Genomic DNA, 22,249 nt, shown 5'->3' with positions numbered 1-22,249 from the left:
CGCCGCTCATTCCACGGCAACCGGCACGCAATCGATTCGCGTGACATCGCCATTGTGCAGCCGGAAGAACGCGTCCTGCGGCATTTCACCGCTGAACAGTGCATCGCCGTCGATGCCGGCGTACACGGCGCGCAGCAAGCGGCCGAACAGGCCGTGCGACACCACGATCAGCTTCTGCGGCAGCGTAGTGTCAGCGAGGAAGGCATCGATCCGCGCCCGCACTTCGGCGAAGGTTTCGCCATTGGGCGAATGGAAATGCCAGTCCGGCGCGGTTTCCAGCACCGGGTACTGGGCCACCAGATCGGCACGCAGCTGCATCTCCCAATCGCCGAAGCCGACTTCGATCACCCGCTCGTCGCTGCCGATCGCCGCCTCGGGAAGACCCAGCTCGGCCGCCACCAGCCGGGCGCTGGCCTGCGCGCGCGGCAGCGGGCTGGCCAGCATCGTCCAGCCATCGGCCGAGCCGATCTCGGCCAGCAGCGCCTCGCCCATCGCACGCGCCTGTGCACGGCCCGTTGCGGTCAGCGGCGAATCGCTGCGGCCTTGCAGCCGGCGCACCGTGTTGAATTCGGTCTGGCCGTGACGGAGCAGGTAAATGGTGCGGGACATGGCAAATCTCGGTGTCGGTACAGCCGGCGATTATACCTGCCGCCCCTGCTCAGTCGCGCGGCATTGCTGCCATGCGCCGGATCACCATCAGCAGCAGCTGCAAAGGCGGCTACGGCCATAGGCATCGGCGGCGATCATCGCCCCGAGCACCGACTCGGTACTGATCGCACACGGCTCGTTATGGATGGTTTCGCCATCGGCGCAGGCGGCGGCTGCGGCGCGGTGCAGGTCTTCATCGGACACATCTTCAAGACCGATTTCGGCCAGTGTCGTCGGCAAGCCGACCGCATCGCAGAAGTCGTAAACCCGATCGATCAGCGCCGGAGCCGCGCCATTGAGCATCAGCGACGCCAGCGTGCCAAACGCAACCTTCTCGCCGTGCCAGTAATCGTGCGTTTGCGCCAGCACGGTCAGGCCGTTGTGGATGGCGTGGGCGGCCGCCAGACCGCCGCTCTCGAAACCCAGCCCCGACAGCAGGGTATTGGCCTCGACGACTTTTTCCAGCGCCGGCGTGACCACGCCGCCTTCGCAGGCCGCGCAGGCCAGCGGGCCGTATTCGAGCAGGGTGTCGAAGCAGAGTTTCGCCAGACCGTGAGCGGTCATCGGTCCCGGTCGGCCGGTCATGTTGCCGGCGCCCTTGATCCGGCACGACTCGGCCTCGAACCACGTCGCCAGCGCATCGCCCATGCCGGCCACCAGCAAGCGCACCGGCGCCTTGGCGACCACGGCGGTATCCACCAGCACCAGATCGGGATTGGTCGGCAGCACGAGGTAACGCTTGAATTCGCCCTGCGGCGTGTAGATCACCGACAGCGCGCTGCACGGTGCATCGGTCGAGGCAATGGTCGGCACGATGGCGACGCGGACAGCCAGTTCGTGCGCGACGGCCTTGGCGGTATCGAGCATCTTGCCGCCGCCGATACCGGCCACCACCCTGACACCGAGCGGCCGGGCGATCTCGGCCAGCCGGGCGACTTCTTCGTCCGAACACTCGCCGTTGAAGACCTCCAGCCGCGCCTCGACGCCGGCCTTGGCCAGTGTCGCGGCGATGCGCTCGCCGAGTTCACGCTCGACAAACGGCGCCAGCAGCACCAGCGCCTTGCCACCCAGACGGGCCAGCTCGTCACCCAGCGCATCGAGCGCGCCGGCGCCTTGAACATAACGGGACGGGAAAATGGCGGTGGTGATCATGGCGCAACCCTCGGCTGGATGGAATGGATCCACCCTATCCGCCGGGCTGCGCCAATACCTTGCGCAAGATCAGCTCCGCCCGGAAACTCAGCCGTAGCGCTGCCGCGCGACCACGGCCAGACCGGCGCCAACGCTACCGTAGGCATCGCCCTCGACCGCGCGCGCGGCCGGGAACAGCGCAGCCATCGCCGCCCGCAAGGCCGGCACCGCCGAGGCGCCACCGGTGAAGAACAGCGTATCAACGTCGGCCACGGCGACACCGGCCTGATTCAGCGTCTGCATCGCCGCCGCGCCGACACGGGTGATTTCATCGGCGATCGCATCGGCAAAGGTCTGCCGCGAGACATCGCGCACCAGTGCCTCATCGATTTCACTCAAGGCCATCGCCACGCTTTCCGTGTCGGACAGCGCGATCTTGGTGTCCTCGACCCGCATCGCCAGATGATGCGCCGACTGCTGGTTGATCACGTGAAACAGCCGGTCGAAGCGCGTCATATCGGTGACGTCCGGAGCCAGCGCATGCAGGGTCTGGCGCATCTTGCGGGTGTAGGCGAAGTTGATCGTGTGCCAGGTTGCCAGATGGAAGAACACGCTGCTCGGGAAGGCCGCGCCGCGTTTGAGCTGCGCGCCCAAGCCCAGTTCGGGCATCACGCAAGCGAGCGACAAGCGCTTGTCGAAATCGGTGCCGCCAATATGCACGCCACAGCTAGCCAGCAAGTCGGCGCTGCGGTCGTCCTTGCCACGCCGATCCGGCGAGAGGCGGATCAGCGAAAAATCCGAAGTGCCGCCGCCGATATCGACCACCAGCACCAGCTCTTCGCGCTCGATGCGCTCTTCGTAATCATGCGCGGCGGCGATCGGCTCGAACTGGAAGCTGACATGTTTGAAGCCCAGATCGCCGGCGATCTGCGCCAGCGTGGTTTCGGCCTGCGCATCGGCGGCATCGTTATCGTCGACAAAACGCACCGGCCGACCCAGCACCACGGCATCGAAATTATGGCCGGCCTGCTGCTGCGCGCGCGCTTTCACCTCGCCGATAAAGCGGCCGATCAGATCGCGGAACGCCAGCGTGCGCCCGCCGACCTCGGTACCGGCGTCGATCAGGTTCGACCCCAGCAGGCTTTTCATCGCCCGCATCAGCCGGCCTTCGTAGCCCTCCAGGTATTCGCCGAGCGCGGCCCGGCCAAAGGCGAGCGTATCGTCCTCGACATTGAAGAACACCGCCGAGGGCAGCGTGACCTTGCCGTCTTCCAGCGCCAGCAGGCGCGCGCCTGCGTCGGTATAGATGGCGGCGGTGGAATTGGACGTACCGAAGTCGATGCCACAGGCGTGATTCATGGGAGTGGCTCGCGCAAAAAGGCCCGCGACATTACGCCGGTCAGCCCGCAGCGTCAAACCACACGGATAGGTGGCGAGTAACGCGCTATGCTGGCGGCCTTAGACGCCTGGACGATGGAAAAATGGAAGACCGGATCACCGAACTCGAAATCAAACTCGCCTTGCAGGATGATCTGCTGGACGAGCTGAACCGCGTCGTCGCACGCCAGCAGCAGCAACTCGAACTGCTGGCCCAGGCGCTACGCGGGGTGCAATCGCAAATGCGCGGCAACGAAGCCGGCGGCCAGCGTAATCTGGCCGACGAGATTCCGCCACATTATTGATCCGGCATGTGCAATGTGTAAGCCGCACGGTGCGCACCGGTTTGATCGCAGACAAAGCGCCAGCGAATCAGCGCCCTAGACTGGTGCTTTGCCAGTCAGAGGAAACGCAGCATGACCCGGTTCAATCTCGTCACGCTGATCGGTTCGACCAGCCTTGCGGACGGCGGCGCCAGCGGCAACGATACCTTGCAGACGCTCAAGCAACTGCGCAGCGATCTTTTCGGCAGCGATCGCCCGCTGATCGATTTCCACGGCGACCGCTACGTGGTGCTGTTCGAGGGAAACGATGAAGCCGAGGCGCTGGCGTGGGCCGAGCAGCACGGCGTTGCGCTGCACGGCAAAATTTCCGAACGAGCCGAAATCTATCAGCTCTATATCGGCTGGACCGGGTTGATCGACCGCGCGCTCGACAGCCAATCCGACCCGGGCTGGCGCCGACCTTAATCCGCTTCCTCGATATCGTAGCGCGCTCCGCCTTCCGGGCCGCTGGCCACTACCCCGGCAACATAGACGGCGACCGATTCGGGCGTGCGCAGCTTGTCGCGGCGGGCGATGAAGCGCGCGACGTCGGGGAAATCGTCCGCCGACGTACCGCGGATTTCGGCCTGCATCCGTGTGTCCATTACGTCCGGATCGAGGCTGATGCACACCACCGGCCGCACCGCACCGGCCTGTTCGACCGCGACCGCGCGGATGAAATGCTCCAGCGCGGCCTTGCCGGCGCAGTACAGCGACCAGCTGCCGTAACCGCGCAGCGCGGCGCCGGAGGAGATCTGCACCACGGTCTTGGTGGCGGCGACATCCTGAAAGCGGCGCATGAAGGCGGCGATGACACGGATCGCGCTCATCACATTGACGTTGAGGTTGGCCGCAATCGCCGCGTCTTGCAGCTGTGGCAGCGGCGCGATCGGGCTCAGCATGCCGGCGTTGTTGATCAGCAGCACTTCGTCCCACGGCTGGGTGGCGAACTCGGCAAAATGGGCGTCGAGCGTCATCACCGCGACATCGGGCTCGGCAAAATCGGCCGACACATGCGCATCGCTCTGGCCCGAACGCGAAAATTCGCGCACCACCCAGCCTTGCGCCCGGTAATGCGCGACCAGCGCCGCGCCGAGGCCTTGCGAGCCACCGGTGATCAAGGCCAGCCGGTTCGATGCCAGTTGATTCATCATTGCTCTCCCCGCTGCTTCAGCCACGCTACGGCCCCCAGACCGGCGGCGCGGCCGGTGGCGAAGCAGCCGGTCAGCAGATAGCCGCCGGTAGGCGCCTCCCAGTCGAGCATTTCACCGGCGCAGAACACCCCCGGTTTCGCTTTCAGCATCAGCCCGGCATCGAGCGCGCCAAAGGTCACGCCGCCGGCGCTGCTGATCGCCTCGTCGAGCGGTCGCGCCGCGTTCACCGTCACCGGCAGCGCCTTGATCGCCTTGGCCAGCCGGGCCGGATCGTTGAAATCGGCCTTGCTCAGGACTTCGTGCAGCAAGCCCACCTTGGCGCCCTTCAAATTCAGCCGGCTCTGCAGATGGCTGGAGAGCGAGCGCGAGCCGCGCGGATGCGCGACCTCGGCGATGACCTTGTCGAGCGTGAAATCGGGCAGCAGATCGAGATGGAAGGTCGCGCTGCCGTTGGCGGCGATCGCGTCGCGCAGGCGTGCCGAAAACGCATAGATCAGGTTGCCTTCAACGCCGGTCGCGGTCAGCACGAATTCGCCACGGCGCGTTTCGCTCACGCCGTCGAGGTCGGCGTAGCTCAGCGCAACATTCTTGATCGGCGCGCCGGCAAACTTCTCCGCCAGCACCGCGCTCCAGCCGGCGTCGAAGCCGCAATTGCTCGGCAACAGCGGCGCCACGTCGACGCCCGCTTCCATCAGCCACGGCAGCCAGGCGCCGTCCGAGCCGAGCTTGGCCCAACTGCCGCCGCCGAGCGCGAGCACCGTCGCATCGGCGTTCACCAGCAACTCGCCGTGCGGCGTTTCAAAACGCAAGGCGCCGGCGGCATCCCAGCCGGTCCAGCGGTGGCGGGTATGGAACACCGCACCGGCCGCGCGCAAGCGGGCGAGCCAGGCGCGCAGCAGTGGCGCCGCCTTCATCTCGGTCGGAAAGACCTTGCCGCTCGAACCGACGAAGGTGTCGATGCCCAGCCCGGCGATCCACGTCCGCAACGCATCGGGCGAAAACGCATCGATCAGCGGCGCCAGCGCCTCGCGGCGCGCACCGTAGCGATTCAGGAAGGGCTGCAATGGTTCGGAGTGGGTGATGTTCATGCCGCCGACGCCGGCGAGCAGGAATTTGCGCCCCAAGGAGGGCATTGCATCGTAAACGGTCACGCGCACGCCGGCGGCGGCGAGCACTTCGGCGGCCATCAGCCCGGCCGGGCCGCCACCGATCACGGCGACGGAAAAAGCAGACGTCATCACGCCTCCCTGGAAATTGATCGATTCATTCTACCTGCCACGTCAAGCGGGCCGGCGCATGCCATGCAGATATTCACACCTGGTTTGATTTGGAATTTCAGAATATCCGGCGTAAAGTACGTAGTAATACTACTTAACACCCAGGAGCAGCCATCATGATCGTCTCTAGCCTGTTCGCCTTTTTTGCCGGCAAGAATAGCGATATCGTCGTCAACGGCCGAGTGAACCGGATGGCCAGTCTGGGCGGCGCCGAGCGCACCGACGGTCGCGTACTGAAGATCGAAGGCGACCGCGCCCGCGTCTGCTGGCCCAAGGGCGACAAGACCGAAGAAACGCTGAGCAATCTGGTCACCATCATCGAGTAAGCACCACGACCTTGCTGGCGGCGTTCGGTTTTCGCGCAACAGCAAGCCGTCGCAGCAAGCGCCGTAATCACACAGCCCGCAGCAGCGGGCTGTTGCCGTTGAAAACGCCCCCAGCAGGGATGTGCCCGATCACGGATGTGCTGCCACGCCGCTATGGTGGAGGCGTGACTGCTGCAGTGCCACAAAATCGCCACGGCGATGCGCTGCAGGCAGTAAAGTGAAGTGTGCCCCGACGAGTTCCCGCCATGTCAGCTCGCAATGCCGCAACCCTGAATGAAGTCATCGTCGATGATCTCGATATCGAGCCGGACTACCGGCAGATTGCCGAGCTCGCCCGCGCCATCCTCGCCGGTTTCGATGGCCATTACGCGCGCTTTCGTGCCGCCAGCCGCTCGGCGCAGGCGAATTTCGAAACCGGCGACACGCGCGCGCTACGCGATGCGGTGCGCGACCGGATCGCCTTTTATGATGGCCGGGTGCTGGAAACGTCGGAGCGACTCAAACTCGAATTCAGGGCCGAACGGCTGCCCGACGACGTATGGGCCAGCGTGAAATCCTATTTCATCGGCCTCTTGGTCAACCACAAGCAGCCCGAGCTGGCCGAAACGTTTTTCAATTCGGTCAGTTGCCGCATCCTGCACCGCACCTATTTTCACAACGACTTCATTTTCTACCGCCCGGCGGTCTCGACCGAGTACATCGAAACCACCGCCGCGCCGACCTTCCGCACCTACTACCCGAAGCAACATGATCTGTTCGCCACGCTGGCGAGCATCATCGGGGACTTCGACTGGCGACTGCCCTTTGTCGATCTTGATCGTGACATCAAGCGCATCGTCCGCGCGCTGTACCGGCATCTGGGGCACTGGCCGGCGCTGGCGTACAACGCGCAGATTCAGGTCCTGGGCTCGCCGTTCTTTCGCAACAAGGCGGCTTACCTGATCGGCCGCTTCATCAATGGCGACGTCGAAACCCCGTTCGCACTGCCGCTGTGCCGCAACCACGACGGCCGGCTGTTCGTCGATGCGGCGCTGTTCGCGCACGACCAGATCCGCTCGCTATTTTCACTGTCGCGCGCCTACTTTCTGGTCGATATGGAAGTGCCGTCGGCCTACGTCGCCTTCCTGCACGAGCTGATTCCGGACAAGAGCCGCGCCGAGCTGTACACCATGGTCGGCCTCGGCAAGCAGGGCAAGACGATGTTCTACCGCGAACTCTTCCACCACCTGCGCCACACCAGCGACCGTTTCGAGATCGCCCCAGGCATTCGCGGCATGGTGATGGTGGTGTTCACGCTGCCGTCTTTCCCCTTCGTGTTCAAGGTGATCAAGGACGTGATCCCGCCACCGAAGGAAGTGAACCGCGAGATCGTCCGCGCCAAATACCTGATGGTGAAACGCCACGACCGGGTCGGCCGGATGGCCGACTCGCTGGAATTCTCCGACGTCGCCTTGCCGCGCGAACGCTTCGACCCGGCCTTGCTCGACGAGCTGCGCACGCTGGCGCCGACGATGGTCGAGGAAGACGGCGACACCGTGGTGCTGCGGCACATCTATATCGAATGCCGGATGGTGCCGCTGAATATCTGGCTGGACACCCACAGCGACGGCGCCGATCTGGAAGCCAAGGTGCGCGATTACGGCAACGCGCTGCGCGAGCTGGCGATCGCCAATATTTTCCCCGGCGACATGCTGTTCAAGAACTTCGGTGTCACCCGCATGGGCCGGGTGGTGTTCTACGACTACGACGAAATCGAATACATGACCGACTGCGATTTCCGCCGCATTCCGCCGCCGCCATCACCCGAATTCGAAATGAGCGGCGAGGCATGGTTCACCGGCCACAAGGGCGAGGTTTACCCGGAAGAGTTCGGCACCTTCCTCCTCAACCGCAAACCGGTGCGCGACGCCTTCATGAAATACCACGCCGACCTGCTGCAGCCGGCATTCTGGCAGCAGACCAAGGCGCGCATTCAGGCCGGCATCATCGAGGACTTCTTCCCGTATCCGCAGACGCTGCGGTTTTCGCAGCGCTTTCACCCCAAGATGGACAACTAGGCGATCAGGCGCGGCAAAAACCACAGCAGGGCAAGATGCCCGATCACGGCACCGACAAACGTCGCGCGAAAACTCGCCTTGCTGCTTTTGTGTCGCAAACGCCGCTGCGCCAGCCATGCACCAGGCCAGCCACCAACGAGTGCGACGAATTGCAGCGTAGATTCTGGCGTGCGCCAGCCACCGGACTTGGCCTGCGATTTATCGTGTGCGTACAGCGCGAAAGCCATCAGACTGGCAAGCACCACCACACCCCCCGCCAGCAAGGGCACGCCGGAACGCAGCAGTGCAAGCGGCAGCACGCACAGCAACACCATCGTGACGTAATCGAAAATATCCCAGCGCCCCGCTTCCAGCCTGGTTCGCCTGAGCGATGGCTTGATCGGAGATTTATTCGACGATCGGGCCGGCGACGATCGGGCCGGTGCCGCCTGCTTACGCGCCATCCCCACCGTAGCGGCCAGCGCCATCATGCGGCCATTGGCATCGCGCCCCGGTTCGAACACCACGGCATCGCCATCTTTGGGTCTGCCGGCGGCTGTGCGCTTCACCGCCTTGATATGCAAAAAATAACGCTCGTTCTGCGCGGTTTCGACAAAGCCGAAGCCCTTGTCATCGTTCCAGCGCACCAGCACGCCTTCCTTGAGCACACTCATTCCCCTGAAAATTCGCGGCCAGATGCTAACAGAAGTGCATGCCGGCTGGCGGCAGCGTGAATGCTCGCGGCGACCCGCAGCCGCCATCCCTGCTACCATCTGCCCTTAACGGGGGCTGCAATCCTCGACCCCCACTCATTACTACACGGTCTGCCTCATGTCTGCTTCCCTCACCGATCTGCTTTCCGCCGCGCTATCCGCGCGCACCAGCCTGATTTCCAAGCTCCACGCCGAGCAAACCAACGCCTACCGGCTGTTTCACGGCAGCGTCGAAGGCGAACCGGGGCTGACGATCGATCGCTACGGCGATCTGGTGCTGGTGCAGAGCTTCCATGAAGCGCTGGAAGCAGAAGAACTGGCCGCGATCGAAGCCTTCTACGGCCGCCACTTCGACGGCATGCCGGTGGTTTACAACGACCGCAGCCAGCCGAACTCGCGCATCGCCAACAAGCTCAGCACCGAGCAGCTCGATTTTGCGACCACGCCGCATATCGCGCAGGAAATGGGCATCAACTACCGGATCCAGGCGCGCCACGCCGGTCAGGATCCGTGGCTGTTCCTTGATCTGCGCGCCGGGCGCCGCCGCGTGATGAAAGAAGCCAAGGGCAAGACCGTCCTCAACCTGTTCGCCTACACCTGTGGCATCGGCATTGTCGCCGCCAAGGCCGGCGCCTCGCTGGTGACCAACGTCGACTTCGCCGAATCCAGCCTGCTGATCGGCAAGGAAAACTCGCGCCTCAACGGCCTTGGCCACACGCTGCGCTACGTCGAATGCGACGCCTTCGCCGCGCTGCGCCAGTACTCGGGCCTCGGCCAGCCACGCGTGGTGCGCGGCAAGCGCCTGCCGCCGTTCCCGAAGCTGGAAAAAACCGCGTTCGATCTGGTCTTCCTCGATCCGCCGCGTTACTCGAAGAGCATTTTCGGCGTCGTCGACCTCGTCAACGATTACTCGGCGGTATTCAAGCCGGCGCTGCTGTCGACCGCCGAAGGCGGCACGCTGATCTGCTGCAACAACGTCGCCTCGGTCGACAAGCAAGACTGGTTCGACCAGATGCAGCGTAGCGCCAAGAAAGCCGGCCGCACCATTCGCGATATGGAATGGATCACGCCGGAGGCCGATTTCCCGAGCACCGACGGGAATCCGCCGCTGAAGATCGCGCTGCTGCGGGTCTGATCGTCCCCATGTAAAAAGCCGCCCCGGAGGGCGGCTTTTTTGTTCTTTTCGCCTGAACGAGCGTCAGTTCGCCACCGGCACATTGGCTTCGAGGAAGGCGACCACTTTCTGCTGGATCGCCGCGCCGTCGGTACCGCCGAAAATATCGGTACCGTGACCGCCGCCTTTTGAAACGATCAGCGTATCGGCAGCGCTGGCCGTGGCGGCCATCCGTTCGGAGTCGGCGTGCGAGCTGTCGTATTTGGCACTGACGAACAGCCGTGGCACGGTCAGCGCCTTCAGCGCGTCGTCGCTTGCGGCGAGGCTGCCGTACGACGGCGAGATCGACATCAGCACCACCGCCTGCGGCGTGGTCTGCGCCGCCGTCGCGACCGTTGCGATCGCGCCCATGCTGGCGCCGACCAGACCGAGCCGCTGTGCGCCTTCGCTGCGGGCGTAGGCAAGCGCGGCTTTCAGGTCAGTGCCGGCATCGCCCGGTGCCTGCTTGCCCTGCGACAGGCCGTAGCCGCGGAAGTCGTAACTGAGCACCGTATAGCCGTCCTTGGCCAGCGCGGCGGCGAAGTCTTCCCAGCTCGCCTGATCGCGGTTGGACTGGTGCGACACGATGATCCACGCATCGCCCTTGCCGTAGCGGCGGCCGTCGAGCTTCAGGCCGTCATCGCTCGTGAACGACACGGCGGTATACGCCGGCGGTTTCGGGGCCTCGGCCTGCTGCTCGGCCGGCTTGCGTTTCGGCGTCTTGGCCAGTACCGGGCCGGCTGCGCCCAGCGCCAGCATCAGGGCGATCCAAAGCGTGCGTGATGTCATCGTCTGCTCCTTGTCATTGGCATATGCCAACGATAAGGCCGGGCGGCATGAGGCAGTAGCACTAAACCGCAGCGCGACTGTGCGCAATGACAATCACGCGCGACAATCAGCCGAGCGATTCGCCGGCGACGCTGAACATGCCGCCGGCCTCGAAGAAGGCCCCGCCGGCGACATGATGGATGCTGCCCGGCTGATCGGGCGCATCCTGCCAGCGGCCGTCGCGGTAGACGGCCGGGTTGGCCCAGGCGGCGACGACTTCGACGATGAAGAGGTCGTAGGTCTGCTGGTTGTGCGGCTCGGGAATCACCCTGCATTCGAGCCAGGCGTGGCAACCTTCGAGCAGCGGCGCGGCGACCTTGCTGCCGGCGAAGGTGGCAATACCGTGGCGGGCGAACTTGTCGCCGTCGCGGCCGGATTCATTGCCCAGCGCATAGGTCAGCGCCGCCTGGTCGCGCGTCGGTACCTGCACCGCCAGTTCGCCGCTGGCGTCGATCAGCCCGCGCGTGTAGGTGTGCTTGTCGATGACGATGACGAGCTTGGGCGGATCGAAATCGAGCACGGTATTCCACGCCGCCGTCATCACGTTGCGCGCATCGCCGTGGGCGCTGCTGACCAGCACCGTTGGGCCGTGGGTGAGCAGCTTGTAGGCATCCTTCAGCGGGACTTCGACTGCGGCATTCATTGCTGTGCTCCGGTCATCGCCAGCGCCACCGCTTCGGCAATCTCGATGCCGTCGACACCGGCCGAAAGAATCCCGCCGGCGTAACCGGCACCTTCGCCGGCCGGGAACAGGCCGCGCACGTTCAGGCTTTGATAATTTTCTTTGTCGCGGGTGATGCGCAGCGGCGCGCTGGTGCGCGTCTCGACCCCGGTCAGCATCGCATCGTGCATGCTATAACCCTTGATCTGCCGCTCGAACGCCGGAATCGCCTCGCGCATCGCCTCGATTGCGTACGCCGGCAGCGCATCGGCGAGGTTGGTCAGCGTCACGCCCGGCGTGTACGACGGCGCGACGCCACCGAGTTCGGTCGAAGCCTTGTTGGCCATGAAATCGCCGACCAGCTGGCCCGGTGCGTTGTAATCGCCGCCGCCCATTTCGAACGCCTTCGCTTCGAGCTGGCGCTGGAATTCGATCCCGGCGAGCACGCCGCCTGGATAATCGGCCGGCGTGATGCCGACGACAAAGCCCGAGTTGGCGTTGCGCTCGTTGCGCGAATACTGGCTCATGCCGTTGGTGACGACGCGGCCCGGCTCGCTCGTCGCCGCGACCACGGTGCCGCCCGGGCACATGCAGAAGCTGTAGACGGTGCGGCCGTTGCTGGCGTGGTGGACGAGTTTGTAATCGGCGGCGCCGAGCACCGGGTGGCCGGCCGACGGGCCGAAGCGCGCCGCGTCGATCACCGATTGCGGATGCTCGATGCGGAAGCCGACCGAGAACGGCTTGGCCTCCATGAACACACCGCGCTTGTTCAGCATCTCGAAGGTATCGCGCGCGCTATGACCCAGCGCCAGCACCACGTGATCCGATTCGAGCACCGAGCCATCGGCGAGAACGACGCCGCGCAGCTGCATTTGCCCGTCGCCAGCGGATTCAAGCACCAGATCTTCAACGCGCTGGCTGAAGCGGATTTCGCCACCGAGCGCGATGATCTTCTCGCGCATCTGCTCGATCATGCTCACCAGCCGGAAGGTGCCGATATGCGGCTTGCTCACATAGCTGATTTCCTCCGGCGCCCCGGCGGCGACGAATTCGGCGATCACCTTGCGGCCCAGATGGCGCGGATCGCGGATCTGGCTGTAGAGCTTGCCGTCGGAGAACGTCCCGGCGCCGCCTTCGCCAAACTGCACGTTCGAATCCGGGTTCAGCTCGCGCTTGCGCCACAGGCCCCAGGTGTCCTTGGTGCGTTCGCGCACCGCCTTGCCGCGCTCGAGCACGACGGGCCGGAAGCCCATCTGCGCCAGCACCAGCGCCGCGAACAGCCCGCAAGGGCCGAAACCGACCACCAGCGGCCGCTTGGCTATATTCGCCGGCGCCTGCGCGACAAAGCGATAAGCCATGTCCGGCGTAGTCTGCACATTGCGATCCTTGGCAAAACGCTTCAGCAGCGCGGCCTCGTTGCGCAGCTCGCAATCGACCGAATACACCAGCAGGATACTGGCCTTCTTGCGCGCATCGTAGGCACGCTGGAACACGCTGAACTCGATCAGATCGGCCGGCTTGATGCCCAGCTTTTCGAGAATGGCGGCGCGCAGCGCGTCTTCGGAATGATCCAGCGGCAGCTTGATTTCGGTGATTCGCAACATGGCAACGGTGGGGACGGCGTAAAACCGCATATTGTACCGGATGGCTCCATCACTCACGCGGCGCGGCGGTGACGTTTGTCCGGCAAGGATTCACGCCCCAAGCCGCCCGGAAGCGAGAGCCCGGCTGCGGGTAAAATGCCGGCATGAGCTCACTTTCCTTCCTCGCCGGCTACCCGGCCCATCTGGTTTCGCAAGTGCACGCCCTGCTCGACGCGGGTGAACTGGGCGCCATGCTCGAACGCAAATACCCCGAGCGCAACACGATCCAGACCGACAAGGCGCTGTACGATTTTGTCACCGAGCGCAAACAGCGCTACCTGAAAAACGCCTCGCCGCTGGCCAAGATCCAGTACGACAACGCGCTCGGCCTGCTGGCCGGCACGCTCGGCACCAATACCTTCGCCAGCCGGGTGCAGGGCGGCAAACTGAAGCGCAAGAACGAAATCCGCATCGCCACGCTGTTCCGCGAAGCGCCGGCGCCGTTTTTGAACATGATCGTCGCGCACGAACTGGCGCATTTGAAGGAGAAGGACCACAACAAGGCCTTCTACCAGCTGTGCTGCCATATGGAGCCGGATTACCACCAGCTGGAATTCGATTTGCGGGTCTGGCTGACGTGGCGGGAGGCACGCTAACGCCCGTCACCCCGCTCGCGCGCTTCGCGCTCGAAGCGATTGTCGAGATAAGGACGCCGACCGCGCAGCCACGCATGCAGGCTGGCGAGCGGATACGCAAGCAGCAACAGCGCACCCCAGCGCTCGTACTGGCCGACGTGGACCCGTTCGTGCGCACGCAGCTGGCGCAGCGTCTGGCGGTCGATACCGACGATCACGTGGCCTAGCGTGATCGCAGCAAAGGGCAGCCGCGTCGGTCGCGAATCGCGCCGCAAGGCAACCTCGAGCACGCCGGCACGGCGCGCCATCGTGCCGCCGGCGAGCAGCACCACCGCTGCCAGCAGCAGCCCGAGGCAGGAACACGGCGCCGCCCAGGCATAAACCCAAATCCGCCTTAATGGATGCACGACTTCTCCCGCACCGGGCTCGCGGCCACACCGGCCCGGTCAGTTTCGCCTGCTGGCACTATACTTTTCACGCACTTACAACTTCCCATCAAATTCGTCATTCAAGGATGTCCAGCATGTTCAAGAAGCTTGCCGCCGAAGCACTCGGCCTGTCCGATATCGGCGTCATCGTCGCCGCAGCCGATTACGACAAGGTCGATGCCGACGACTATCTGTTCCATGAGGACGGCGAAAAGATCTTTTTCCTGATCAAGTCGAAAAAAGACGAGTACTGCTTCACCAATCTCGGCCTGATCCATGTCGATGGTGATTCCGCAATTTCGTCCAAGCGCACGATTCATCGCCACGATTATGCGCACGCGCGCATCGATGCGGTGTCGATCGAGACGGCCGGCACCATCGATCTGGACATCGAGCTCAAATTCACCATCGGCGAGACTGTATTCAGTATCGATGTGAAAAAGAGTCATCTGGAAGCGCTCAAGGACATCTACAAGGCGCTAATCAGCATCAGCCACCAGCAGCGCAAGGATGAGCAGGCCCGCGGACACGCGCTGCACGCGCTCGACGCGCTGGCCGGCATGTACAAGATCGGCGATGGCGACGAGGTGGCCGTCAGCAAGCAATACAACACCCTGCTCAACAACCTGAACCACGCGGTTCAGGTGCGCCACACCCAGCGCGACTTCAGTGCCGTGTTTGAGCGTTACATCCACAACTGATTCGGCCCGCGGCGCCCATAGCCCGGGCGCCCCGTGATGAGGGCGCCCGGGCTCAAGTTCGCGGTAATTTCATCCGCGTTCGCCAGCCTCCTCACGCGTGGCGACGCAAAACGCCGCATCGGGCACCCCGGCCTGCACATCTAGCACCGTCACCTCGCGACGCCGCTCGTTCGCCGCACCGGGCACACGGAACGACGCCGGATCGATCCGCTCGATCGCGGTTTCCACCGGTTTCGGCAGTTGCGGCACCCAGTCGTACGGAGCGCGGTAGGCGCGGTAGACGAGGTGCAGCGGGTACGTCTTGCCCTGATACGGGCTGAGGTATTCCCACACCAGCTCATGCGCGGCGGTGACTTCAAACACGCGGCCGTTGCTGCCTTCAGTGATCGGCGTGTTGCCGTTGGGCAGGCGCTGGGCGCTGCTGACGAAGGGGCTGTAGAAGCGCTGCGCATCGAGCGGGATGACGAAACCGGCTTCGGCCGGCGTGTACTGCCAGACGACGGCCAGCGTCACCGGGTCGACCTCCAGCACGCGCGAGTAATCGCGGCGCACGTGTTGCAGCCCGTCCGGCGATGCCGGGTGCGGCGCGCCGTAGCCGGCCAAGATCCAGTACGACAACGCGCTTGGATTATTGGCCGGCACGCTCGGCACCAACACCTTCGCCAGCCGGGTGCAGGGCGGCAAACTCAAGCGCAAGAACGAAATCCGCATCGCCACGCTGTTCCGCGAAGCGCCGGCGCCATTTTTGAACATGATCGTCGCGCACGAACGGGCGCATTTGAAAGAGAAGGACCACAACAAGGCCTTCTACCAGCTCTGCTGCCATATCGAACTCGATTACCACCAGTTTGAGTTTGATTTGCGGGTCTGGCTGACGTGGCGAGAGGCCGTCGAACAAGCGCCGGCGAGCTGATCCGACGCCAGCGCGGTTTGGATACGCTGCCCGCGTCGTGATGCATGCATCCGAAGCGCTGGGGCAGAGTCATCGGCGCCGCTTGTCATTTATGAACAGTGTCATCTAAAAATCACGAAGTTCATGATATTTCATACTTATAAATTACATGCATTCAAATAATTGGCAAGACAGGGGAGACATGGTCATTCATCGAAACATGGCCGTACTGATCGTCGACGACTTCGAAACGATGCGTAAATTGACCGCCACCCAGCTACACATGATCGGCATCGAGCGGGTGGTGTTCGCCCACAACGGCGTCGAGGCGCTTCGCGCGATCGAAAAGCAGCAGATCGACATGGTATTGTCGGACTGGAATTTGCCGGTGATGACCGGGCTCGAACTGCTCAAGCAAGTGCGTGCCAGCAAGCGCTTCTGGAACATGCCTTTCATCATTGTCACTGCCGAATCGGAACGGGGACATGTGCGCGATGCCATTCAGAGCGGTGTCAGTGACCTGCTGGTCAAGCCCTACACACCGGACCGATTGTCGAGCAGCCTGGAAAAAGCACTGGCATGGAAGGCGCACAGGCAGACGCGCGATACATTGTTTCCGGGACTGACGCAGCAAAACCGGGTAGAAGGCCAAGCCGACAGCCCCCTGCTCTGGCCTGCGCAAGCCGAACGCCCCGGCATTCTGATCGTCGGCGACACGCCGGACAAACTGCTTTCGCAACTGCTCAATGACGATTACCGGGTCAGGGTTACGAATGACGGCCAGAAGGCGCTGGATATTTGCCACTCGGACAATCCACCCGACCTCGTGCTGCTCGACGCCGAGACGCCAGGAGTGGACGGTTTTGAAGTCGCCCGGCGAATGCAAGAACACCCGGACTCGGCCATGATCCCGATCATTTTTGTCTCCGGGGTCGACGACGACGATGCGCGGCAAAAGGGCATGACGCTCGGCGCGATCGATTATGTGACCAAACCATTCTCCCCCGTCCGGCTCGCGCTGCAGGTGCGCAATGTGCTGCGCCTTGTTGAACTGCGCAAGCAATTGCAGGCGGATCGCGACCTGATGCGGAAAATGGCGTGCGTGAAGGATGACGTCGCGCGGGCGACCCGCCACGACATCAAGGGACCACTGTCGGGAATGATCAGCATTCTGCACGGCATGCAGAAGGACGCCTCGCTGACCGGACGGCAACTGACGCAAGTAAAAATGATCGAAGAAACGACGATGCAGGTGGTCAACCTGGTCAACCTGAGTTCAGAGCTTTGCAAAATCGAAACCGGCACTTTCACGCTGAAAGCCCGGCCGATCGCGCTGGGCAAATTGCTGCGCGGCGTCGCCGATCTCGCGCGGGTCGCTTTCGGCAACAAGGGGCTATCCATCGTTGTCGATACCGACCTTCCGCTGGACGAAACCACCTCGAATGCCCATGGTGACGAGCGACTCTGCTATTCGGTATTCCAAAACCTGGTCAAGAACGCCTGCGAAGCCGCGCCGGAGAAAAGCCGCGTATCGATCATGCTGAAAACCGGCGACCCGCTGGAAATCGCCATCCACAACCATGGCGCCATCCCACCCGAGATCCGCGACCGGTTTTTCGAGAAATTCGTTACCTGCGGCAAGCAAGAAGGCACTGGCATCGGCACTTATTCCGCCAAACTGCTGACCGAAGCGCAGCACGGCAGCATCGGTTTCAGTGTGGACGACCATAAAAACACCACGACGGTGACCGTATGGCTGCCGCGCATGCCGGAGAATCACAACACCAAGGTGTCTGAGAGGCTGCTTCAGCCTTGAATAGGCTCTTGCCGATGTCGCGGCATTGGCGCGGGGCGAACAGGCAACGTCGACTGAAACCGCTTTCGCGGAACGGCTGGACTTTTCATCTGCCTGCAACATGGCGGCAACACAATCGCCGGCACGGAGCGCTCTGCGCCTAAAACAACGACTCTCAGGAGATGTGCCCATGAAGACCGCTATCAACCTCGCTCTCGCCGCCGCCCTCGGCCTCTCGCTCGCCGCCTGCAGCACCGCACCGGAAAAGACCGCTGCCCCGGCTGCCGCCGCCAAGCCGGCCGAACTGAAGGACGCCGCGCTCGCCGCCGCAGTGAAGACCGCGCTCGATGCCGATGCCTCGCTCAAGGCCTTCGATATCAAGGTCAGCGCCAAGGGCCAGGACGTGAAGCTCGACGGCAGCGTTGCCACCGGCCAGGACATGGCGCAAGCCGGCATGATCGCCGAGAAGGTCAAGGGCGTTCGCTATGTGGACAACAACCTGATGCCGAAGAACTGATCGCCATCGCGTTGCATAAAAAAGGCGTGCCGGATGGCACGCCTTTTTTCATGACTCAGCCGGCGGCTACGGCGCTTATTCTTCTTCCGGCGCGCCGGCGACCACGCGAATCAGCACCGCATCCTCGACCTGCACCTGCATGCCGGGGCGGATCTTGTTGGTCTTGCGCAGCTCCTGCACGCCGTCGACCATCACCACACCGGTGGCGACCAGCGCCTTGCCGGCAGCGCCGCTGTCGACCACGCCACAGATTTTCAGCAGATCGTTCAGGGCGATGTATTCGTCGGAAATTTCGACTTCAAGGGTTTGCATGGCGGGCTCGACGTTCTAGATAAAGTGGAATTCTAGCACCGGCAACGCATCGCCCTGCCGTGGCACGCAGCTCGCCTGGCCCTGTTTTGTTTCCACCACCGGGGCAATCGCGCATAAAGTACGCATCCCGGCCAGACGCCGGCAGATCAACCCGCACAGGAATGCAGCAAATGGCCGGAACCAGCCTCTTGGCTTTGATTGACGATATCGCCTCGATCCTCGACGACGTCGCCGTAATGACCAAGGTCGCCGCCAAAAAAACCGCCGGCGTGCTCGGCGACGATCTGGCGCTGAATGCCGAGCAGGTCTCGGGTGTGCGCGCCGAACGCGAACTGCCGGTGGTCTGGGCCGTGGCGAAGGGGTCGGTGCGCAACAAGCTGATTCTGGTGCCGGCGGCGCTGGCGATCAGCGCGTTTATTCCTTGGGCTGTGATTCCGCTGCTGATGCTCGGCGGCGCTTACTTGTGCTTTGAGGGCGTCGAAAAACTGGCGCACAAGCTGTTGCACAGCCGGGACGGTGCCGAACATGCCAAGCATCTCGAAGCGCTGAGCAATCCGGACATCGATCTGGTGGCACTGGAGAAAGACAAGATCAAGGGCGCCATTCGCACCGATTTCGTGCTCTCGGCCGAAATCATCGTCATCGCACTGGGCACCGTTGCCGGAGCAAGCTTTGGCACCCAGCTTGCCGTGCTGGCCGGCATCGCCACGATCATGACCGTCGGCGTCTACGGTTTCGTCGCCGCCATCGTCAAACTCGACGATCTGGGCCTGTATCTGGATCGCACCAGCCAGCACGCCCCGCTGCGCGCGTTCGGCCGTGGCCTGCTGCGCTTCGCGCCGTGGCTGATGAAGGCACTGACCGTGATCGGCACCGCGGCAATGTTCCTGGTCGGCGGCGGCATCCTCACCCACGGCCTCGCGCCGGTGCATCACGCGATCGAAGCCGCCGCCGCCGCCAGCGGCGCCTTCGGCTTTATCGTCCCGACGCTGCTCAACGGCCTGTTCGGCATCGTCGCCGGCGCGGTCGTGCTCGGCGCGGTAGCGTTGTTCGGCAAGGTAGTCGCGGTGGTGAATGGCAAGCAGGCGCACTGAAACGGAGGGGGACGGTCATCAGCGTGCAATCTGCCGTTCATACGACACGGTTTTTGCTCACCACCGGTCTCCTCCATGCGCATCACGCTTGCCGCCCTCGCCCTGTTTGCCTCGCTCGGCTTCACCCACGCCTACGCCGAGGATGCCAAGCCCTTCATCTCGGCCAAAAACGTCGATCTGACCCGTTTCCTGCCGGCGCCACCGGCCAACGACTCGGTGCAGACCAAGGCGGAAATCGCCGAAATACTGGCCGTGCAAAACAACCGCACGCCCGAAATGGCGGCGGCGGCCAAGGCCGATGCGGTTGAGGATATCTGGCGCTTCGCCGATGTGATGGGGCCGCAATTCACCGCGGCCAAGCTACCGACGTTCGCCGCCTTCTTCGCCCGCGTAGTCGAAACCGAAGGCGCCGTGGTCGATCCGGCCAAGGACTACTGGAAGCGCCCGCGCCCGCACATGCTCAACGCCGAGATCAAACCGGTGGTCAAACTGTCGACCTCGGGCGCATGGCCATCGGGCCACGCCACCGTTGGCTATCTGTCCAGTCCCGGACGATTCACCACGCGCTTAACAAATAAATCCGGCCGTCGCTGCTGCCAATCTTTCATCGCCTGCAGCGGCGTTCGGTGTTGCAAGGCCAGTTGCGGTAAGTGTTGGTTGTACAGCCACACATAGCGCTGCAACGTCTGCGCCAAGTCCTCACCAGACTGGAAGCGATGCGTCGCCAGCACCTCGCTGATTCGACCGTTGAAACGCTCAACCATGCCGTTGGTTTGCGGATGGCGCGGTTTGGTCAGCCGGTGCTCAATGTTCAGCGCTGTGCACAGCCGATCAAACTCATGCTCGCCGCTGGCGGTCTTGGTTTTATTGAACAAGCGATCGGTGAACTCACTGCCGTTGTCGGTCAACAGGATCTGCAATTTAAACGGGATGGCTTTGGCCAAGGCGGCCAGGAATGCCTTCGCGCTTGCAGCGGTCTTGTTGGGCTTGATCTGCACGAACACCCAGCGGGTGGCGCGGTCGATGGCGACGAATAGATAGCGGCGGGTGGTTTCGTCCGGCATTTGCGGCAGGTATTTGACGTCGACATGGACAAAGCCAGGGTCGTAATCCTTGAAGGGTTTGCTGTTGCGCGCCCGCTGTGTCGGTTCGAGCGCATGCAGGCTGCCGACGCCGTGGCGGCGCAGGCAGCGATCCAGTCCGGAGCGGGAGACCGTCGGATGCAGGAACTCGCGGATCACCACCAGCAAATCATCCAGCCCCAGCTTAAGGGTTTGGCGCAGTTGTACTGCGACCGCTTCTTGCGCGGGTGTCAGCGTGGTTTGCAGTCGATGCGCCGTATGCGAACGATCCTGTACGTCCTGGCGTTGGCGCCATTTGCGAATGGTATCCACGGTGACGCCGTAGCGACATGCCAGTTCGGTGTTGGGTATGCTGGTCGGCGCCGTCTGGATTTCGGCACGAATGGCCGAGGTGGTGCGGGCGCGCTGGTGCAGTTGGACGATCATCGGGCTGACCTCGCCAGGGAAGCTCGCAGCTTAGCAAGCGCATGGCGGGCACAGTGAAGTCGCCAGCTGCGAGGGCTTAGATTATCATCCGGGATGCGACAGCTATCTGATGGCGACGGTGCTCGCCGATATGGTGCCGGAGAAGCGTAATGCGCTGATCGCAGAGCGACTGTTCCTCGACGCCGATTTCCAGAACGAATACGCGCCGGCCAGGGCAGAACTGCGCGCCGCGCTCGGTCTGTAACGCGGACGACGCCGGCGCGGCGAGCGGAGAACTACCGGTTCTTCAGCCGCGCCACCAGTGCCTGCATCGTCTGGCGGGTTTCGTCGGACCACCATCTGTCCTGCACCTCGGCCAGCGGCAGCCGGCCGGCGTAGGCGGCGTGCAGGTCGGCGCGGGCAATCGCCCGCGTCGCCAGCATCGCCTGCCGTGGCAAGGCCAGCAGCGCTTGCAGCCATTCGATCGCGCGCGGCACGACCTGATTGACCTCGGCCAGCTCGTCGACCATGCCGATCTCCAGCGCCTTCTGCGCCGGAATCATCGCGCCGGCAACCATCAGCCGTTCGGCGTGACGCGCGCCGACCAGACGGCGCAAGGCCAGTTGCAGACAGTCGGGCACCACGAGGCCGACCTGTACTTCATTCAGGCCGATGCGAAAATCGCCGGCCGCCATGATGCGGTAATCGCAATGGATCGCCATCACCGCGCCGCCGGCCGGGCTGTGGCCGGTAATCGCCGCGACCACCGGAATCGTCGAGTTCGAAATCGCCGCGAAAATGCCGAAGAAATCGGCCCACACCGGCATCAGCGCATCGCGATCCAGCGCCAGCAGCGCCGGCACATCGAGCCCGGCGCTGAACATGTCCGGCGCGCCCGACAGCACCAGCCCGGCAACGCCATCGGCCGGCGCCGCCTCGATCGCCTGCCGGATCGCCCGGATCAGCGCCGGATCAAGCGCGTTGACCGGCGGTCGCGCCAGACGCAGTTCACGGATACCGGCGGGATGGGCTATCAATTGCAGCATGGCGGACTCGGAACGTCGATGGAGGCTTGATTATTGCGGACGAAACACCGCCGCGTCGTGCGCGGGGCTTCCCGAACGGTGACGTTTGACTGTGAATGCAGCCGCATGCACGCCAGCGCTTGACCAAACCCG

Annotated in this window: 26 protein-coding genes; 12 read left to right on the top strand and 14 right to left on the bottom strand. The window is 63.6% G+C overall.

The window, feature by feature from the left end; all coding sequences use genetic code 11:
• Nucleotides 1–6: 6 nt before the first annotated feature.
• The 3 genes from JLC71_RS14425 to JLC71_RS14415 form a co-directional block, all read right to left on the bottom strand.
• Complete coding sequence (locus tag JLC71_RS14425) at nucleotides 7–609, bottom strand: histidine phosphatase family protein (RefSeq protein ID WP_200916149.1); 603 nt, start codon at nucleotides 607–609, stop codon at nucleotides 7–9.
• A gap of 87 nt (nucleotides 610–696) precedes the next feature.
• Nucleotides 697–1,800, bottom strand: a complete 1,104-nt coding sequence (locus tag JLC71_RS14420; protein ID WP_200916147.1) for a glycerol dehydrogenase — start codon at nucleotides 1,798–1,800, stop codon at nucleotides 697–699.
• 87 nt (nucleotides 1,801–1,887) lie between these two features.
• A complete protein-coding gene (locus tag JLC71_RS14415; protein WP_200916145.1) occupies nucleotides 1,888–3,138 on the bottom strand; it encodes an Hsp70 family protein in 1,251 nt (416 codons plus the stop codon).
• 122 nt (nucleotides 3,139–3,260) lie between these two features.
• On the opposite strand from JLC71_RS14415, the gene JLC71_RS14410 reads away from it, so the two are divergent.
• Together JLC71_RS14410 and JLC71_RS14405 are read left to right on the top strand one after the other, a co-directional pair.
• Complete coding sequence (locus tag JLC71_RS14410; protein ID WP_200916143.1) at nucleotides 3,261–3,461, top strand: SlyX family protein; 201 nt, start codon at nucleotides 3,261–3,263, stop codon at nucleotides 3,459–3,461.
• A gap of 111 nt (nucleotides 3,462–3,572) precedes the next feature.
• Nucleotides 3,573–3,905 (top strand): hypothetical protein, encoded by a 333-nt coding sequence (locus JLC71_RS14405; RefSeq protein ID WP_200916141.1) that lies wholly within the window; start codon nucleotides 3,573–3,575, stop codon nucleotides 3,903–3,905.
• Here JLC71_RS14405 and JLC71_RS14400 read toward each other — a convergent pair.
• Both JLC71_RS14400 and JLC71_RS14395 read right to left on the bottom strand, forming a co-directional pair.
• The gene (locus JLC71_RS14400) at nucleotides 3,902–4,633 is read right to left on the bottom strand and encodes an SDR family NAD(P)-dependent oxidoreductase (RefSeq protein ID WP_200916139.1); all 732 of its coding nucleotides are present in this window, start codon (nucleotides 4,631–4,633) and stop codon (nucleotides 3,902–3,904) included. The genes JLC71_RS14405 and JLC71_RS14400 overlap by 4 nt on opposite strands.
• A complete protein-coding gene (locus JLC71_RS14395; protein ID WP_200916137.1) occupies nucleotides 4,630–5,871 on the bottom strand; it encodes a TIGR03862 family flavoprotein in 1,242 nt (413 codons plus the stop codon). The genes JLC71_RS14400 and JLC71_RS14395 overlap by 4 nt, the downstream gene beginning before the upstream one ends.
• 155 nt (nucleotides 5,872–6,026) lie before the next feature.
• Between JLC71_RS14395 and JLC71_RS14390 the strand changes: the two genes are divergently transcribed.
• Nucleotides 6,027–6,236 carry a hypothetical protein gene (locus tag JLC71_RS14390; protein WP_200916135.1) on the top strand — a complete coding sequence of 70 codons (210 nt, stop codon included), beginning with the start codon at nucleotides 6,027–6,029 and terminating at the stop codon, nucleotides 6,234–6,236.
• 245 nt (nucleotides 6,237–6,481) lie between these two features.
• Nucleotides 6,482–8,293, top strand: coding sequence for a bifunctional isocitrate dehydrogenase kinase/phosphatase (aceK, locus tag JLC71_RS14385; RefSeq protein ID WP_200916133.1), 1,812 nt, complete (start codon nucleotides 6,482–6,484; stop codon nucleotides 8,291–8,293).
• Here the strand turns inward: aceK and JLC71_RS14380 are convergent.
• Nucleotides 8,290–8,946, bottom strand: a complete 657-nt coding sequence (locus JLC71_RS14380) for a DUF1294 domain-containing protein (protein WP_200916131.1) — start codon at nucleotides 8,944–8,946, stop codon at nucleotides 8,290–8,292. The genes aceK and JLC71_RS14380 overlap by 4 nt on opposite strands.
• Nucleotides 8,947–9,103: 157 nt before the next feature.
• On the opposite strand from JLC71_RS14380, the gene JLC71_RS14375 reads away from it, so the two are divergent.
• Nucleotides 9,104–10,120: a class I SAM-dependent rRNA methyltransferase gene (locus tag JLC71_RS14375; RefSeq protein ID WP_200916129.1), complete on the top strand. Its 1,017-nt coding sequence runs from the start codon at nucleotides 9,104–9,106 to the stop codon at nucleotides 10,118–10,120.
• Nucleotides 10,121–10,183: 63 nt separating this feature from the next.
• On the opposite strand, the gene JLC71_RS14370 is transcribed toward JLC71_RS14375, so the two are convergent.
• The 3 genes from JLC71_RS14370 to JLC71_RS14360 all read right to left on the bottom strand — a co-directional run bounded on the left by JLC71_RS14370 (nucleotide 10,184) and on the right by JLC71_RS14360 (nucleotide 13,231).
• Nucleotides 10,184–10,927: an alpha/beta hydrolase gene (locus tag JLC71_RS14370; protein ID WP_200916127.1), complete on the bottom strand. Its 744-nt coding sequence runs from the start codon at nucleotides 10,925–10,927 to the stop codon at nucleotides 10,184–10,186.
• Between the two features lie 106 nt (nucleotides 10,928–11,033).
• Nucleotides 11,034–11,609, bottom strand: coding sequence for a flavin reductase family protein (locus JLC71_RS14365; RefSeq protein WP_200916126.1), 576 nt, complete (start codon nucleotides 11,607–11,609; stop codon nucleotides 11,034–11,036).
• On the bottom strand, nucleotides 11,606–13,231 hold the full coding sequence (locus JLC71_RS14360) for an NAD(P)/FAD-dependent oxidoreductase (RefSeq protein ID WP_200916125.1): 1,626 nt from the start codon (nucleotides 13,229–13,231) through the stop codon (nucleotides 11,606–11,608). The genes JLC71_RS14365 and JLC71_RS14360 overlap by 4 nt, the downstream gene beginning before the upstream one ends.
• A 143-nt stretch (nucleotides 13,232–13,374) precedes the next feature.
• Between JLC71_RS14360 and JLC71_RS14355 the strand changes: the two genes are divergently transcribed.
• Nucleotides 13,375–13,866, top strand: coding sequence for a M48 metallopeptidase family protein (locus JLC71_RS14355; protein WP_200916124.1), 492 nt, complete (start codon nucleotides 13,375–13,377; stop codon nucleotides 13,864–13,866).
• On the opposite strand, the gene JLC71_RS14350 is transcribed toward JLC71_RS14355, so the two are convergent.
• Entirely contained in the window at nucleotides 13,863–14,252 is a 390-nt protein-coding gene (locus JLC71_RS14350) for a hypothetical protein (RefSeq protein WP_200916123.1), read from the bottom strand. The genes JLC71_RS14355 and JLC71_RS14350 overlap by 4 nt on opposite strands.
• A 116-nt stretch (nucleotides 14,253–14,368) precedes the next feature.
• On the opposite strand from JLC71_RS14350, the gene JLC71_RS14345 reads away from it, so the two are divergent.
• Nucleotides 14,369–14,974, top strand: a complete 606-nt coding sequence (locus tag JLC71_RS14345; RefSeq protein ID WP_200916122.1) for a PH domain-containing protein — start codon at nucleotides 14,369–14,371, stop codon at nucleotides 14,972–14,974.
• A gap of 69 nt (nucleotides 14,975–15,043) precedes the next feature.
• On the opposite strand, the gene JLC71_RS14340 is transcribed toward JLC71_RS14345, so the two are convergent.
• Nucleotides 15,044–15,616 (bottom strand): aryl-sulfate sulfotransferase, encoded by a 573-nt coding sequence (locus JLC71_RS14340; RefSeq protein ID WP_200916121.1) that lies wholly within the window; start codon nucleotides 15,614–15,616, stop codon nucleotides 15,044–15,046.
• Between JLC71_RS14340 and JLC71_RS14335 the strand changes: the two genes are divergently transcribed.
• From JLC71_RS14335 to JLC71_RS14325, 3 genes are all read left to right on the top strand, one after another.
• A complete protein-coding gene (locus JLC71_RS14335; RefSeq protein ID WP_236250910.1) occupies nucleotides 15,606–15,887 on the top strand; it encodes a YgjP-like metallopeptidase domain-containing protein in 282 nt (93 codons plus the stop codon). The two genes, JLC71_RS14340 and JLC71_RS14335, sit on opposite strands and share 11 nt — an antisense overlap.
• A gap of 199 nt (nucleotides 15,888–16,086) precedes the next feature.
• Nucleotides 16,087–17,682 (top strand): ATP-binding response regulator, encoded by a 1,596-nt coding sequence (locus JLC71_RS14330; protein ID WP_200916120.1) that lies wholly within the window; start codon nucleotides 16,087–16,089, stop codon nucleotides 17,680–17,682.
• Nucleotides 17,683–17,851: 169 nt separating this feature from the next.
• Complete coding sequence (locus tag JLC71_RS14325) at nucleotides 17,852–18,178, top strand: BON domain-containing protein (protein WP_200916119.1); 327 nt, start codon at nucleotides 17,852–17,854, stop codon at nucleotides 18,176–18,178.
• 75 nt (nucleotides 18,179–18,253) lie between these two features.
• On the opposite strand, the gene JLC71_RS14320 is transcribed toward JLC71_RS14325, so the two are convergent.
• Nucleotides 18,254–18,490 (bottom strand): RNA-binding S4 domain-containing protein, encoded by a 237-nt coding sequence (locus JLC71_RS14320; protein WP_200916118.1) that lies wholly within the window; start codon nucleotides 18,488–18,490, stop codon nucleotides 18,254–18,256.
• Between the two features lie 170 nt (nucleotides 18,491–18,660).
• On the opposite strand from JLC71_RS14320, the gene JLC71_RS14315 reads away from it, so the two are divergent.
• A complete protein-coding gene (locus JLC71_RS14315; RefSeq protein WP_200916117.1) occupies nucleotides 18,661–19,584 on the top strand; it encodes a DUF808 domain-containing protein in 924 nt (307 codons plus the stop codon).
• Nucleotides 19,585–20,117: 533 nt separating this feature from the next.
• On the opposite strand, the gene JLC71_RS14310 is transcribed toward JLC71_RS14315, so the two are convergent.
• Nucleotides 20,118–21,092 (bottom strand): IS481 family transposase, encoded by a 975-nt coding sequence (locus JLC71_RS14310; protein WP_200916116.1) that lies wholly within the window; start codon nucleotides 21,090–21,092, stop codon nucleotides 20,118–20,120.
• Nucleotides 21,093–21,201: 109 nt separating this feature from the next.
• Here JLC71_RS14310 and JLC71_RS16600 point away from each other — a divergent pair, with 109 nt between their 5' ends.
• Complete coding sequence (locus JLC71_RS16600) at nucleotides 21,202–21,336, top strand: hypothetical protein (protein WP_255517266.1); 135 nt, start codon at nucleotides 21,202–21,204, stop codon at nucleotides 21,334–21,336.
• A 31-nt stretch (nucleotides 21,337–21,367) separates the two neighbouring features.
• Here JLC71_RS16600 and JLC71_RS14305 read toward each other — a convergent pair whose 3' ends face one another.
• A complete protein-coding gene (locus JLC71_RS14305; RefSeq protein ID WP_200916115.1) occupies nucleotides 21,368–22,117 on the bottom strand; it encodes an enoyl-CoA hydratase/isomerase family protein in 750 nt (249 codons plus the stop codon).
• Between the last annotated feature and the right edge of the window lie 132 nt (nucleotides 22,118–22,249).

The sequence above is a fragment of the Jeongeupia sp. HS-3 genome (assembly GCF_015140455.1).
Lineage (GTDB): Bacteria > Pseudomonadota > Gammaproteobacteria > Burkholderiales > Chitinibacteraceae > Jeongeupia.
This window is presented reverse-complemented; position numbering and strand designations above follow the sequence as displayed.